The organism is Mycolicibacterium smegmatis, from assembly GCF_001457595.1.
GTDB classification, from domain to species: Bacteria; Actinomycetota; Actinomycetes; order Mycobacteriales; family Mycobacteriaceae; genus Mycobacterium; species Mycobacterium smegmatis.
Genome location: NZ_LN831039.1, coordinates 2,735,705 through 2,749,280 on the forward strand (window position 1 = coordinate 2,735,705; position 13,576 = coordinate 2,749,280).

A 13,576-nucleotide genomic window follows, 5' to 3' on the forward strand; every position below is an offset into this window, starting at 1 on the left:
CTCGGCCGATGTGGCGGGGGCGGTAACCTGAAACCGCCATGACGGGGACCAATGAGCAATCCGTGGACATGCGGGTGTCGGATGCCGACCGCAACGGGACATTGCGCCGGCTCCACAACGCCGTCGCGCTCGGGCTGATCGACATCGACGAGTTCGAGGAACGTTCGGCGCTGGTCTCTCAGGCCCGCCTGCACTCGGATCTGGCCGCGCTCGTGGGCGACCTGCCCGGACCGGGCGCCATCGTCACCTCGGCGGCCGACCGCGTCGAGTTGCGCGGTGTGCTCGGATCGCTCAAGCGCCAGGGGGAGTGGACGGTGCCGACGCGGCTCGCACTCGTGCGCCGCATGGGCTCGGTGGATCTGGACCTCACGCGCGCCCGGTTCGCGGGGCCCATCGTGGTGATCGAGATCGACATGAAGTTCGGCTCACTGGACATGCGGCTACCGGACGGTGCCAGCGCGTCGATCGACGACGTCGAGGTGATCGTCGGCAGTGCCACCGACCGCCGTCGCGACGCGCCCGCGGACGGGACGCCGCACGTGATCCTCACCGGCCGCGTCGTGTGCGGCTCGGTGGAGATCCGCGGCCCGCGCAAAGGCCTGTTCGGCCGGACCAAGACCCTCTAGCAAGACCTTCTGGCAGGCGCTATCGCGGGTCGAGAACCGCGAAACTCAGCGTCGCGCGTGCCGCCAGCCGGTCACGTCCGGCGTCGGTGACGTCCACCGCGGTGACGATGAGCCGCCGTCCCGCGCGGACCACGGTGGCGACGGCGCGCGCGGGTCCCGTCACGATCGGCGCCACGAAATGGACGTTCATGTCCGCGGTGGTCACATCCTGGCCGGGGCCCACCAGGCGACCCGCGAGGCGGCCCGCCGCGATGTCGATCAGGGTGGCCACCAGCCCGCCCTGCAGGGCGCCACGGATGTTGGTGAGTTCAGGGCGGTTGTCCATCTCGATGACCATCCGCTCGTCGGTCTCTTCGACATCGCGCATACCCAGCTGATGGAGCACGTGCGTGGGCTCGGTGAGCATGGCGTCACGTTACACCATTCTCAGATTCGGAGAGTCGCGTTCTCGCCGGTCGCCCACTGTGGCGGACGTCGCCGGATGCAGGTCGCAGGCCCAATTGTCGGTACCCTGACCGTTATGTCCGTTCGTAGTGCCCTGCGCCCCGGCGTGCTCTCACCCACCCTTCCGGTGCCCAAATCGATCCCGCGTCCCGAGTACGCGTGGAAGCCGACGGTGCAGGAAGGCAGCGAACCGTGGGTGCAGACGCCCGAGGTCATCGAGAAGATGCGCGTGGCGGGCCGCATCGCGGCAGGCGCCCTGGCCGAGGCGGGCAGGGCCGTCGCCCCCGGTGTGACGACCGACGAACTCGACCGCATCGCGCACGAGTACATGATCGACCACGGTGCGTACCCGTCGACGTTGGGCTACAAGGGCTTTCCGAAATCCTGCTGCACGTCGCTGAACGAGATCATCTGCCACGGCATCCCGGACTCGACCGTGATCGAGGACGGTGACATCGTCAACATCGACGTCACGGCCTACATCGACGGTGTGCACGGCGACACCAACGCCACGTTCCTCGCGGGCGACGTCTCCGAGGAGCACCGTCTGCTCGTCGAGCGCACGCACGAGGCCACCATGCGCGCCATCAAGGCCGTCAAGCCCGGGCGCGCGCTGTCGGTGGTCGGCCGGGTGATCGAGGCGTACGCGAACCGGTTCGGCTACAACGTCGTTCGTGACTTCACCGGTCACGGCATCGGCACCACGTTCCACAACGGCCTGGTGGTGCTGCACTACGACCAGCCCGCGGTCGAGACCGTGCTCGAGCCCGGCATGACGTTCACCATCGAGCCCATGATCAACCTCGGCACGCTCGACTACGAGATCTGGGACGACGGCTGGACCGTGGCCACCACCGACGGCAAGTGGACCGCGCAGTTCGAGCACACCCTCGTGGTCACCGAGGACGGCGCCGAGATCCTCACCCAGTTGTGACCGGCGGGGCCCTGCTGGTCGCGGGCACCACGTCCGACGCGGGCAAGTCGATGCTGGTCGGCGGGCTGTGCCGGCTGCTGGTACGCAAAGGCCTTTCGGTGGCGCCCTTCAAGGCGCAGAACATGTCGAACAACTCGGCGGTGACCGTCGAGGGTGGTGAGATCGGCCGCGCCCAGGCCATGCAGGCGCGCGCCGCGGGCCTGGCTCCCAGCGTGCGGTTCAACCCGATCCTGCTCAAGCCCGGCGGCGACCGCACGTCGCAACTCGTGGTACGCGGCCAGGTCACCGGTTCGGTGGCCGCCGCCGACTACATCAACCACCGCGACCACCTCGCGGCCGTCGTGGCCGACGAATTGTCCTCGCTGCGAGAAGATTTCGACGCCGTCATCTGCGAGGGCGCGGGTTCGCCCGCCGAGATCAACCTGCGCGCGACCGACCTGGCCAACCTGGGACTCGCACGCGCGGCCGCACTGCCGGTGATCGTCGTCGGCGACATCGACCGCGGTGGTCTGCTGGCCCACCTGCACGGCACGGTCGCGGTGCTGGAGCCCGCCGATCAGGCGCTTGTCTCCGGGTTCGTCGTCAACAAGTTCCGCGGCGACCCGTCGCTGCTGGCACCCGGGCTGCGGCAACTCGCCGAACTCACCGGCCGACCGACCTACGGCGTGATCCCGTTCCACGACGAGATCTGGCTGGACACCGAGGATTCGGTGTCGGTGCGGCCCGGCGGGCTGGTCGGCGCGCCCGAGCCGCCGCGCGGTGAACAGACGCTGACCGTCGCGGCGATCCGGTTACCGCGCATCTCCAACTCGACCGACATCGAGGCGCTGGCGTGCGAACCGGGCGTGGTGGTCCGCTGGGTCACCGACGCGGCCGACCTCACCGGCGCCGATCTCGTGGTGATCCCGGGCAGCAAGGCCACGGTCACCGATCTGCGGTGGCTGCGTGAGCGCGGGCTCGCCGCGGGCATCGCCGCGCACGCGGCGGCCGGACGCGCCGTGCTCGGTGTGTGCGGCGGGTTCCAGATGCTGTGCAGCCGGATCGACGATCCGGTGGAGTCACGGGAGGGCCGGGTCGATGGCCTGGGCCTGCTCGACGCCGACATCGAGTTCGCCGCACAGAAGACATTGCGGCACTGGGAAACCCCGCTGCACGGCTACGAGATCCACCACGGCCAGGTGGCCCGTTCGGCCGAGACGGACTGGCTCGGGATCGGGCTGCGGCGCGGTGCGGTGTACGGCACCCACTGGCACGGACTGCTCGACAACGACGCGCTGCGGCGCGACTGGCTCACCGAGGTCGCCGCAGCTGCGGGCCGCGACGGGTTCGTCGTCGCCGACGACGTCGACGTCTCCGCGCGCCGCGACGCACAACTGGATCTCATGGCCGACCTGATCGAAAACCACCTCGACGTGGGAGCGATCCTCGACCTGCTCGAACACGGCGCACCGCACCGGCCGACCATGTCCACCACACTTCACGTGTGAATCTCAAGGGTGCATGCGGGCGCCCTTGAGCACCTTGTCGACCACGTTGCGGCCCGCGTACACCGCCAGGCCCACCAGATCGAGATCGTCGCGGCCCACCGCGCGCACCGCGGCACGGTTGTCGCGGTCGTTACCCGTGCTGAACAACTCGGCGGTGAAGATCGACGGCGACAACCCGCGCGACAGCGCACGGTGGTGTGCGTTGTGCAGGGTCTCCTTCGACCCTTCGAACACCAGCACCGGTTGGCCGAACATCGCGAGGTAGCCGGTGTCGTCGGCATCGGCATAGGGCGCACCGATCGTGTCCGGGTGGGCCGCCGCGATACCGCTTGCGAGAAACGCGCACACGTTCAACCGCTGCCAGCCCTCGAGGTCGTCCCGCAGGAGTACCGCGATCTTGGTGTCGAAACGCACGGGGGAGTCGGGGTGTTGCATGCACCCATGCTGCGGGCGCGCGGTGGCCGGAATCTTGTACGTTCTTGATGTGGTTGCAACCGCGGAGACCACCGCGTGGCGGCCGCACGTGGCGGGGATCAGAGAGGTCTTCCACGCGCGGTTCATCGACCACGCCTACCCGCAACACACACACGACGCGTGGACGTTGCTCATCGTCGACACCGGCATCATCGGGTACGAACTCGACCGGCGCGAGCACGGCAGCACCGGGGACGTGGTGACGCTCTTGCCGCCGCATGTGCCGCACAACGGACGCGCGGTCCGTCCCGGCGGCTTCCGCAAACGCGTGCTCTACCTCGAACCCGATCTGCTCACGGGAATCGGTGCGGCCGTGGGCACCCCGACCCTGGCCGATCCGGCGCTGCGCAACCGCATCTCCGGCCTGCACCGGGCCTTGGGGCCCGGCGACGAGTTCGAGGCGTCCAGCCGGCTGGCATTCGTCGTCGAACGTCTCCAACAACATCTGGCCGGTGCGGTCGCACCGCCGGCGCCGGTGCGTGACCGGCGTCTGGCATCACGGCTGCGCGAACTCATCGACAGCCGGATCACGACGGGCCTGACCCTCGACGAGGCCGGTGACATCCTGCACGCCGATCCGGTGCACCTGGTGCGCACCTTCGGCCGTGAGTTCGGGCTGCCGCCGCACCGGTACCTCACGGGCCGCAGGGTGGACGAGGCCCGCCGTTTGCTCCTGGACGGCATGCGCCCGGCCGACGTCGCGGCAGCGGTCGGCTTCCACGACCAGTCACACCTGCACCGGCACTTCAGGAAGATGCTGGGCACCACACCTGCGCGCTTCGCGCGCCGCGGCCGGACCGAGTCGGGCGATTCTCGGTAGCCTGATGCCATGACCAGCCTGCGGCGGGGGACGAGGCGGTCGGTTGCAGTGCTCGTGGGAGTGCTCGCGGTGCTGGCCGCGTGCTCACTGACCGCATGCGCCACTGTGGTCACGGGCACGGCCACGTGGCCCGGCGCGACCATGGACCGGGTTTTGCTCACTGCCGCGGATTTTCCGCAGGGCGTGCAGTACGACCGCATCGTCGAAGACGCAGGGGAGCCCGACGGATCCGGGGGACCGCCCGCCATGCTGTCCGCGCCGGAAGGCTGCACCGACGGTCTCACGCGCGTCATCGCCGGCTCGGCCGAACGCGGCCCTGGTGCCGCGGGCAAGTTCATCGCGGCCTACGACGGGGCCCGGATGGTCGTCACGGTGCTCAGTTCGCCGCTGCCGCTCGACCGTCTCGACGCCACCGCGCAACGGTGCGCGCAGTTCCGGGCCTTCTTCGACCCGTCCGACGAGGGCATCCCGATCACCACCACCAGGCTGCAGGCACCGCGGTCGTCGGCGTTGGTCTACCGGCAGACCATGCGGCTCAACGACGTCGACGAGAGCGTGTACTTCGGCTTCGAAAATGTCGGCGGCTGGTCGGTTTTCGGTATCGCGTTCCCCACGCCCAACCCGTCGATCGCGGCGAAGGCGACCCTGCCCGAGACCTTCCTCGAGGCGTTCTTCAAGCAGGTCGAGCGCGTCGAGGCCCGCTGAGCAACCGCTGACGCTTGCGTTGGGACACCCTGATTTCGTGACGCCGCCGCCATCGGGACGGTAGGTTGGCCGAATGCTGACCACCGTGGAAACGATTGACGGCTTCCCCATCGCCGTCGACGTCGCCGGGCCCGACAAGGGTTCGAATGTGGTGCTGCTCAGCGCCGGTCACCACGGCCCCGGAGCCTATGAGGGCATCTGTCAGCGCCTGCACACCGCATCGCTGCGCACCGTCGTCATCTCTCCGGACCCCCGCCTCACCGCCAAGTCCGTTGTGGGCATTCTCGATGCATTGGGAATCAAATGGTCTTTGCTGGTGGGTGATCGGCTGGGCGGCGAACTCGCGTGGGAACTCGCCGCGACCCGGCTCGACAAGTTCGTCGGCCTGGTCGTGGTGGACCGCGGGCATCCCCGCGTCGCCGATCCCACCGGCGTCATCCGTGACCCGCACTGTCCGCCCGTCGAGATGAACACGACCGCGTTGGTCAGCACGCCTGCGGCCCGCGCGGTGGCCAAGGCCAGCCAGCGCTACGTGTACGGCGACTTCCGGCTCGTCGAGATGCTCGGGCGGCGCAACGCGCAGGACACCACGGCACAGTTGGCCGCCGAGATCGTGCTGCGTACCAGCACCTGGTAGATCATTCGGGCCGGATCGGCGTCTCCGACGGCGTCCAGGCCTGAGGCAGGCCCGGCTGCTGCGGGAACAGGAAGTCGACGAACGCCGCGGCCGTGGGCTGCGGTTCGTGGTTGGCCAGCCCGGGCCGCTCGTTGGCCTCGATGAACACGTATTCGGTGCCCCGCACATCCGGCACCAGCAGGTCGATGCCGGTGACGGGGATGCCGATCGCCTCGGCCGCGCGCACACCCACCCGGCACAGCTCCGGGTTCACTTCGGCGGTGACATCGTGGATCGTGCCGCCCTGGTGCAGGTTCGCGGTGCGGCGCACCCGCAGGCGTTGACCCTCGGGCAGAACGTCGTCCAACGACCACCCGGCCTCGGCGACCGTCGAGGCGGTCACGTCGTCCATCGGGATGCGGGACTCGCCGCCGGTGGCAGCGGCGCGGCGGCGGCTCTGGGTCTCGATGAGCTCGCGGATGGTGTGTCCACCGGTGCCGACGATCTCGGCGGGCCTGCGGATCGCGGCGGCCACGACCTTGCCGTCGATCACCACGAGTCGCAGATCGTCGCCTTTGGCGCGTTGCTCGATGAGCACCTCGGGATGCTGCTCGCGGGCCCGGTGCAGGGCCGCGTCGAGTTCCTCGGGGCTGCCGACGCCGACCGTGATGCCCTTGCCCTGCTCGCCGCGCGTGGGCTTCACCACGACGTCGCCGACCTCGGCGAGGAACTTGTGGTCCGCCTCGTCGAAGGTCGCCAGCCGGCCCTTGGGAACCGTGATGCCGGCGTCGGAGACGATGCGGCGGGTCTGACGCTTGTCGTCACAGCGGCTCATTGCGACCGCGGAGGTGAACTCCGACAAGGATTCCCGCGTGATGACAGTGCGGCCGCCGTGCGACAGCCGCATCTCTCCGGCGCCCGCGTCGAGCACCTCGACCCAGATGCCGCGGCGGATGGCCTCGTCGGCGATGATGCGCGCGTACGGGTTGAGATCGTCGACGGTCTCGGGGGGATGCGTGAACAGCGGTTCGTTGATCGCGTTCTTGCGTTTGACCGCCAGCACCGGCACCCGCTGGAAACCGAGCTTCTCGTACAACCCGATCGCCGCGGCGTTGTCGTGCGCCACCGACAGATCCAGGTAGGCACGGCCCCGCGCGTGCAGCATGCCCGCCAGTGTCCGGGTCAGCGCGGCGCCCACACCGGGCAGGCTCGCGGCCGGATCCACCGCGAGGCTCCACAGGCTCGAACCGTCCTCGGGATCGTCGAACAACTGCTTGTGGTCCACACCGGTCACGGTGCCGACGATGCTGCCGTCGTCGTCGCGGACCGCGACGAGGTAGATCACCGCAGGGTTCTCGGTGTGGTTGCGCCAGATGACGTCCACCGGGGCCGGAACCATGCCGCACCGCACGTACACGCGGTTCATCGAATCGGCGTCCTCGGGTGACTCCAGTGTGCGCACCGTGAACCCGATCGGCTCGGCGGGCGGCAACTCGCCGGTGAACCGCTTGCGGTAGGTGTGGCTGGGGTCGATGAACAACTCGGCGGGGGAGCGCGCGACGAGCACATGGGACTCGCGCGCGTAGATGCAGATGTCGCGACGGCCCGGCCGCTCCTGCTGCAGCGCCTCGGCGAGCTTCTCCGGATCGGCGAAGGTCTGGCCGAAGATCAGCCTGCCCCAACCGAGTTCGAGCTCGACGTCATCGGCCATCGCATCGACGAGGTGTTGCGGTGAGGCGTCGTGCAGGCCCATCGTGATGGCCTCGGTGTGGTCTTCGACCGGCGGTTCCGGGTCCGGTGTGGAGGCCGGTGCGGGTGCCGGGGCGGCGGCGTCCGGCTCGAGCGCGGTCATGCCGCGCTCCCGGTGATGCCGTGACGCTGCAACCACAACTCCAGCAGACCGATCTGCCACAACTCGTTGCCGCGCAGCGGCGTCAGCCTGCCGTTGGGGTCGGCGAGAAGCCGTTCCACCGCCTCGGGCCGGAACAGCCCGCGCTCTTTGGCCTCGGGCGCGTACAGCGCGTCGCGCACCATGTTGAGGTACGGCCCCTCGAGATGGGTCAGCGCGGGCACCGGGAAGTAGCCCTTGGGCCGGTCGATCACCGCGGCCGGGATCACCCGTCGCGCAGCCTCTTTCAGCACGCCTTTGCCGCCGTGGGCGGTCTTGAGTTCGGGCGGGCAGGTCGCCGCGAGTTCGACGAGTTCGTGGTCGAGGAACGGCACCCGGCCCTCCAGGCCCCACGCCATGGTCATGTTGTCGACACGCTTGACCGGATCGTCGACCAGCATCACCGTGGTGTCCAGGCGCAGCGCCCGGTCGACGCCGGTCTCGGCGCCCGGCGCACCGAAGTGGTCGGTGACGAACACGCCGCTCGGATCTCCGTCGACCCGGTACGCGTCGCTGATGAGACTCGCGACGCCCGCGCTGTCGCGGTCGAAGAACGCACCGCGGTAGCTGTTCACCGCGCCGTCGAGCGATGCGGCGGCCGGCTCGGCCATCGGCGGATACCAGTGGTAGCCCGCGAATACCTCGTCGGCGCCCTGACCGGACTGCACCACCTTGACGTGCTTGGCCACTTCCTGGCTCAGCAGATAGAACGCCACACAGTCGTGGCTCACCATCGGTTCGCTCATCGCCGCGATCGCACCGTCGAGTGCGGGCAGCATGCGCGCGGTGTCGATGCGGATCTGGTGGTGGTCGGTGCCGAAGTGCTGGGCGACGATGTCGGAGTACTTGAACTCGTCGCCTGCGACACCGTTGACGGATTCGAAGCCGATGGAGAAGGTCTTGAGCCCGTGCTGGCCCGCCTCGGCGAGCAGGCCCACGATCAGGCTGGAGTCGACCCCGCCCGAGAGCAGGCACCCCACCGGTACGTCGGCCACCAGGCGTCGCTCGACGGCTTCCCGAAGTGACTGCAGCACTGCGTCTTCCCAGTCCCGCTCGGACCAGTCGGCACGTTCGGCGCGCCGCGAGAAATCGGGCGACCAGTAGACCGTGGTGCGCTGCGTCCCGTCGGGCTCGATCGCCACGATCGACGCGGGCGGCACCTTCTTGACGCCGCGCAGGATCGTCCGTGGCGGCGGCACCACCGAGTGGAACGTCAGGTAGTGGTGCAGCGCGACCGAGTCGATCCCGGTGTCGACACCGCCGCCTGCCAGCAGCGCGGGCAGCGACGACGCGAACCGGATGCGGTCGCCCGTCTCGCTGAGGTACAGCGGCTTGATACCGAGCCGGTCGCGACCCAGCAGCACCCGGCCGGTGTCACGCTCGGCGATCGCGAACGCGAACATCCCCTTGAGGTGTTCCACGAAACGATCACCCCAGTGGTGATAGGCCTTGATCAGCACCTCGGTGTCGCTGTGGGAGAAGAACCGGTACCCGTGCCCGGACAGCTCGGCGCGCAGTTCCTTGTAGTTGTAGATGCAGCCGTTCCAACAGACGGCCAACCCCAGTTCGGGGTCGATCATCGGTTGCGCGCCCGCTTCGGTCAGATCAATGATTTTCAGTCGTCGGTGGCCCAGCGCTACCCGCCCCTGCGACCACACGCCCGCCGCATCGGGTCCCCTGGACGACATCGTCTCTGCCATGGCCGACACCGCGCCGATATCTGGTGTCCGGCCATCGAGACGCACCTCTCCGGTGGCTCCACACATCAGTTCGACCCTACAAGGGTGGCGGCCCGATGTCTCACGCCTGACAATTTCGGGACCTGCGCAGCCGGCATCTCAGAGCACTTCACGACCGGTATTTACCTTTTTGATCAAGTCGCTAAACCCCCGTTCGGGCATCCGCGTTTGCCAGATCTGCAGCCTCGTGCGCGGATCGCCGTCCGCACTCGCCGTTCGGCCTCTATTGGTAGGTTCGCCGACCTTTTGTGCGTGACATTCGGGCGTATTCGAGGGACGATCTTCACGTCGTTGTGTTCATGAACGGGTGCAAAGGTCGGCTTGACGTCAGCAGAACGGACGATCGGTCACCCGGAAAGCACCGAGAGGAAGGTGCACGATGAGCCGTAACCCCGGCATGCTGACACAGGACGAACTTGTGCAGCTCGTCACAGACGGTGAGATCGACACGGTGATCGTCGCGTTCTGCGACATGCAGGGCAGGCTGACGGGCAAACGGGTGTCGGCTCGGCTGTTCGTCGAAGAGGTCGCCGCCAACGGCTGCGAGTGTTGCAACTACCTGCTTGCCGTGGACGTCGACATGAACACCGTCGACGGATACGCGGTCTCGAGTTGGGAGACCGGCTACGGCGACATGGTGATGACGCCCGACTTCTCGACGTTGCGCCGCATCCCGTGGTTGCCCGGCACGGCCATGGTGATGGCCGATCTGTCCTGGCTCGACGGCAACCCTGTCGCGGTCGCGCCGCGCAGCATCCTCAACCACCAGATCGACCGGCTCGCCGAACGCGGACTCGTGCCCTTCGTGGGCACCGAGTTGGAGTTCATGGTGTTCGACGACAGCTTCCGGCAGGCCTGGTCGTCGGGATACCACAACCTCACCCCGGCCACCGACTACAACGTCGACTACGCCATCCACGCCTCCACCCGCATGGAACCGTTGCTGCGTGACATCCGCCGCGGCATGGAGGGCGCCGGCATGTACTGCGAGGGCGTCAAGGGCGAGTGCAACCTGGGCCAGCAGGAGATCGCGTTCCGCTACGACCGCGCCAGGGTGACGTGCGACAACCACACGATCTATCGCAACGGCGCCAAGGAAATCGCCGACCAGCACGGCAAGAGCCTCACGTTCATGGCGAAATACGATGAACGCGAAGGCAACAGCTGCCACATCCACATCTCGCTGCGCGGGGCGGGCGAGAACGGCGACGCGGTGTTCGCCGACGAGTCCGACCCGCACGGGATGTCGCCGTTGTTCCGCAGTTTCATCGCGGGCATCCTCGCGACGCTGCGTGAGCTCACCCTGTTCTACGCGCCGAACATCAACTCCTACAAGCGGTTCGTGGACGGCAGCTTCGCGCCCACCGCGGTGGCGTGGGGCTTCGACAACCGCACGTGTGCGTTGCGCGTCGTCGGGCACGGCCACGGCATGCGCGTCGAGTGCCGCGCGCCCGGCGGCGACGTCAACCAGTACCTCGCGGTGTCGGCGCTGATCGCGGGCGGGCTCTACGGCATCGAGCGTGACCTCGAACTCCCCGAACCGATGGCGGGCAACGCCTACACCAGCGGGGCCGAGCGGCTGCCCACCACCCTGGCCGAGGCGGCCGATCTCTTCGCGAAGTCCGAGGTGGCGCGCGCGGCGTTCGGGGACGACGTCGTCGAGCACTACCTGAACTACGCGCGCGTCGAGATGGCGGCGTTCAACGCGGCCGTGACGGACTGGGAGAGGGTGCGCGGTTTTGAGCGACTCTGATTCATCCGAACTGCGTCCCGTCATCGGGATGACCACCTATCTGCAGCAGGCGCAGACAGGCGTGTGGGATGTGCGCGCGAGCTTCCTGCCGCAGATCTACTTCGCCGGTGTGAACCTCGCGGGAGGTATCGCGGTGCTGTTGCCCCCGCAACCCGTCGACGGCGACGTGGCCGACCGTGTGCTCGATCGGCTCGACGGACTGGTGATCACCGGCGGGCCCGACGTCGACCCGGCCCGCTACGGGCAGAAACCGCACCCGAAGACCAATGAGCCCGCGCTCGAGCGCGACGAGTGGGAGTTCGCGCTCCTGTCGGGAGCGTTGGCGCGCGGCATCCCGGTGCTGGGGGTCTGCCGCGGCGCCCAGGTGCTCAACACCGCGCTCGGCGGCACGCTGCACCAGCACCTGCCCGACGTCATCGGGCACACTCACCACCAGAAGGGTGACGCGGTCTTCGGCACGTCCGATGTGCGCACCGTGTCCGGCACCCGGCTCGCCTCGCTGATCGGTGAGAGCTCCGATGCCCAGTGTTACCACCACCAGGCCATCGACCGGCTCGGGGAGGGGCTCGTGGTCAGCGCGCGCGACACCGACGGGGTGATCGAGGCCGTCGAGGTGCCCGGTGAGGCGTTCGTGCTGGGCGTGCAATGGCACCCCGAAGAGCGCCTCGATGATCTGCGGCTCTTCCGCGCCGTGGTGGAGGCGGCCAGAACGTATGCGACAGAGAGGGTCTCATGACAGCGTGCCAGGTGATCAACCCCGCGACCGAGCAGGTGCTGACCACCGTCGAACTGCTCGGCGAGGCGGCCGTCGACGACGCGGTGGCGCGTGCGACGGTCGCGCAACGCCGGTGGGCCGCGCTCGCACCTGCCGAGCGGGCCGCGGCGCTGCGCGCCTTCGCCGCCGCCGTCGACGCCCACATCGACGAACTCGCAGCGCTGGAGGTGTCCAATTCGGGACATCCCATCGGGCAGGCCGAGTGGGAGGCCGGCCACGTCCGAGACGTGCTGAACTTCTACGCGGCGACCCCGGAACGCCTGTCCGGCAAGCAGATCCCGGTCGCCGGTGGTCTGGATGTGACGTTCAACGAACCGCTGGGTGTCGTCGGGGTGATCACACCCTGGAACTTCCCGATGACGATCGCGGCGTGGGGGTTCGCGCCCGCGCTCGCGGCCGGCTGCGCCGTGCTGCTCAAACCGGCCGAGTGGACACCGCTGACCACGATCCGGATCGGCGAGATCGCCCGCGAGTCGGGATTGCCCGAGGGCCTGTTCCAGGTGCTGCCGGGTAAGGGTTCGGTGGTGGGGGAGCGCTTCGTCTCCCACCCCGGCATCCGCAAGGTGGTGTTCACCGGTTCCACCGAGGTCGGCCGGCGCGTGATGGCCGGGGCCGCGGCGCAGATCAAGCGGGTCACCCTCGAACTCGGCGGCAAGAGCGCCAACATCGTGTTCGAGGACTGCGATCTGGAGAAGGCCGCGGCGACCGCGCCGTACGGCGTGTTCGACAACGCCGGGCAGGACTGCTGCGCACGCAGCCGGATCCTCGTGCAGCGCAGCGTCTACGACCGGTTCATGGAGATGCTGGAGCCCGCCGTCAAAGGCGTGGTGGTGGGTGACCCGTCGGTGCGTGACACCGAGATGGGGCCGCTGGTGTCACGTCCGCACTGGGAGTCGGTGCATTCCTACGTGCCCGACGACGCACCGGTCGCGTTCCGCGGGTCGGCTCCCGACGGGCCCGGATTCTGGTTCCCGCCAACGGTCCTGACCCCGTCACGCGATGACCGCACGGTCTCCGAGGAGATCTTCGGCCCCGTGGTGACGGTGCTCCCGTTCGACGACGAGGCCGACGCGATCGCGGTGGCCAACGACACCGCCTACGGGCTCTCCGGCTCGATCTGGACCGACAACGTGTCGCGGGCGATCCGCGTCTCGCGTGCCATCGAGGCCGGCAACCTCAGCGTCAACTCGCATTCCTCGGTGCGCTACAACACCCCGTTCGGCGGCTTCAAGCAGTCGGGCCTGGGTCGCGAACTCGGCCCGGATGCGCCACTGTCGTTCACCGAGACCAAGAACGTCTTCATAGCCGTCTGACA

General features: G+C 68.6%; 13 protein-coding genes. 9 read left to right on the forward strand and 4 right to left on the reverse strand.

Going from position 1 to position 13,576, the window contains the following annotated elements; translation table 11 throughout:
- The first annotated feature begins 38 nt into the window (after positions 1 to 38).
- Positions 39 to 626 carry a DUF1707 SHOCT-like domain-containing protein gene (locus tag AT701_RS13040; RefSeq protein WP_011728451.1) on the forward strand — a complete coding sequence of 196 codons (588 nt, stop codon included), beginning with the start codon at positions 39 to 41 and terminating at the stop codon, positions 624 to 626.
- A 19-nt stretch (positions 627 to 645) separates the two neighbouring features.
- On the opposite strand, the gene AT701_RS13045 is transcribed toward AT701_RS13040, so the two are convergent.
- Positions 646 to 1,032, reverse strand: coding sequence for a PaaI family thioesterase (locus AT701_RS13045; protein WP_003893941.1), 387 nt, complete (start codon positions 1,030 to 1,032; stop codon positions 646 to 648).
- Between the two features lie 114 nt (positions 1,033 to 1,146).
- On the opposite strand from AT701_RS13045, the gene map reads away from it, so the two are divergent.
- Both map and AT701_RS13055 read left to right on the forward strand, forming a co-directional pair.
- The gene (gene map / locus AT701_RS13050; RefSeq protein WP_011728452.1) at positions 1,147 to 2,004 is read left to right on the forward strand and encodes a type I methionyl aminopeptidase; all 858 of its coding nucleotides are present in this window, start codon (positions 1,147 to 1,149) and stop codon (positions 2,002 to 2,004) included.
- Entirely contained in the window at positions 2,001 to 3,491 is a 1,491-nt protein-coding gene (locus AT701_RS13055; protein ID WP_058125969.1) for a cobyric acid synthase, read from the forward strand. Before map ends, AT701_RS13055 begins: the two co-directional genes overlap by 4 nt.
- Before the next feature lie 3 nt (positions 3,492 to 3,494).
- Here the strand turns inward: AT701_RS13055 and AT701_RS13060 are convergent, their stop codons facing one another.
- Complete coding sequence (locus AT701_RS13060; RefSeq protein ID WP_036453064.1) at positions 3,495 to 3,926, reverse strand: PTH2-like family protein; 432 nt, start codon at positions 3,924 to 3,926, stop codon at positions 3,495 to 3,497.
- Between the two features lie 88 nt (positions 3,927 to 4,014).
- Between AT701_RS13060 and AT701_RS13065 the strand changes: the two genes are divergently transcribed.
- The 3 genes from AT701_RS13065 (at position 4,015) to AT701_RS13075 (ending at position 6,127) form a co-directional block, all read left to right on the forward strand.
- Entirely contained in the window at positions 4,015 to 4,785 is a 771-nt protein-coding gene (locus tag AT701_RS13065) for an AraC family transcriptional regulator (RefSeq protein ID WP_081319692.1), read from the forward strand.
- A gap of 9 nt (positions 4,786 to 4,794) precedes the next feature.
- Positions 4,795 to 5,490 (forward strand): hypothetical protein, encoded by a 696-nt coding sequence (locus AT701_RS13070; RefSeq protein ID WP_174519586.1) that lies wholly within the window; start codon positions 4,795 to 4,797, stop codon positions 5,488 to 5,490.
- A 73-nt stretch (positions 5,491 to 5,563) separates the two neighbouring features.
- Positions 5,564 to 6,127 (forward strand): alpha/beta fold hydrolase, encoded by a 564-nt coding sequence (locus AT701_RS13075; protein WP_058125972.1) that lies wholly within the window; start codon positions 5,564 to 5,566, stop codon positions 6,125 to 6,127.
- A 1-nt stretch (position 6,128) separates the two neighbouring features.
- Here the strand turns inward: AT701_RS13075 and ngg are convergent, their stop codons facing one another.
- Both ngg and AT701_RS13085 read right to left on the reverse strand, forming a co-directional pair.
- Complete coding sequence (gene ngg, locus AT701_RS13080; RefSeq protein ID WP_003893948.1) at positions 6,129 to 7,958, reverse strand: N-acetylglutaminylglutamine synthetase; 1,830 nt, start codon at positions 7,956 to 7,958, stop codon at positions 6,129 to 6,131.
- Positions 7,955 to 9,760 carry an N-acetylglutaminylglutamine amidotransferase gene (locus tag AT701_RS13085; protein WP_011728459.1) on the reverse strand — a complete coding sequence of 602 codons (1,806 nt, stop codon included), beginning with the start codon at positions 9,758 to 9,760 and terminating at the stop codon, positions 7,955 to 7,957. The genes ngg and AT701_RS13085 overlap by 4 nt, the downstream gene beginning before the upstream one ends.
- Before the next feature lie 352 nt (positions 9,761 to 10,112).
- On the opposite strand from AT701_RS13085, the gene AT701_RS13090 reads away from it, so the two are divergent.
- Genes AT701_RS13090 through AT701_RS13100 form a run of 3 tightly spaced genes read left to right on the forward strand, consistent with a single transcriptional unit; the run spans position 10,113 to position 13,574 of the window.
- On the forward strand, positions 10,113 to 11,486 hold the full coding sequence (locus tag AT701_RS13090) for a glutamine synthetase family protein (protein ID WP_058125973.1): 1,374 nt from the start codon (positions 10,113 to 10,115) through the stop codon (positions 11,484 to 11,486).
- A complete protein-coding gene (locus AT701_RS13095; RefSeq protein ID WP_003893951.1) occupies positions 11,473 to 12,222 on the forward strand; it encodes a gamma-glutamyl-gamma-aminobutyrate hydrolase family protein in 750 nt (249 codons plus the stop codon). The genes AT701_RS13090 and AT701_RS13095 overlap by 14 nt, the downstream gene beginning before the upstream one ends.
- Positions 12,219 to 13,574 (forward strand): aldehyde dehydrogenase family protein, encoded by a 1,356-nt coding sequence (locus tag AT701_RS13100; RefSeq protein ID WP_058125974.1) that lies wholly within the window; start codon positions 12,219 to 12,221, stop codon positions 13,572 to 13,574. The genes AT701_RS13095 and AT701_RS13100 overlap by 4 nt, the downstream gene beginning before the upstream one ends.
- The last annotated feature ends 2 nt before the right edge of the window (positions 13,575 to 13,576 follow it).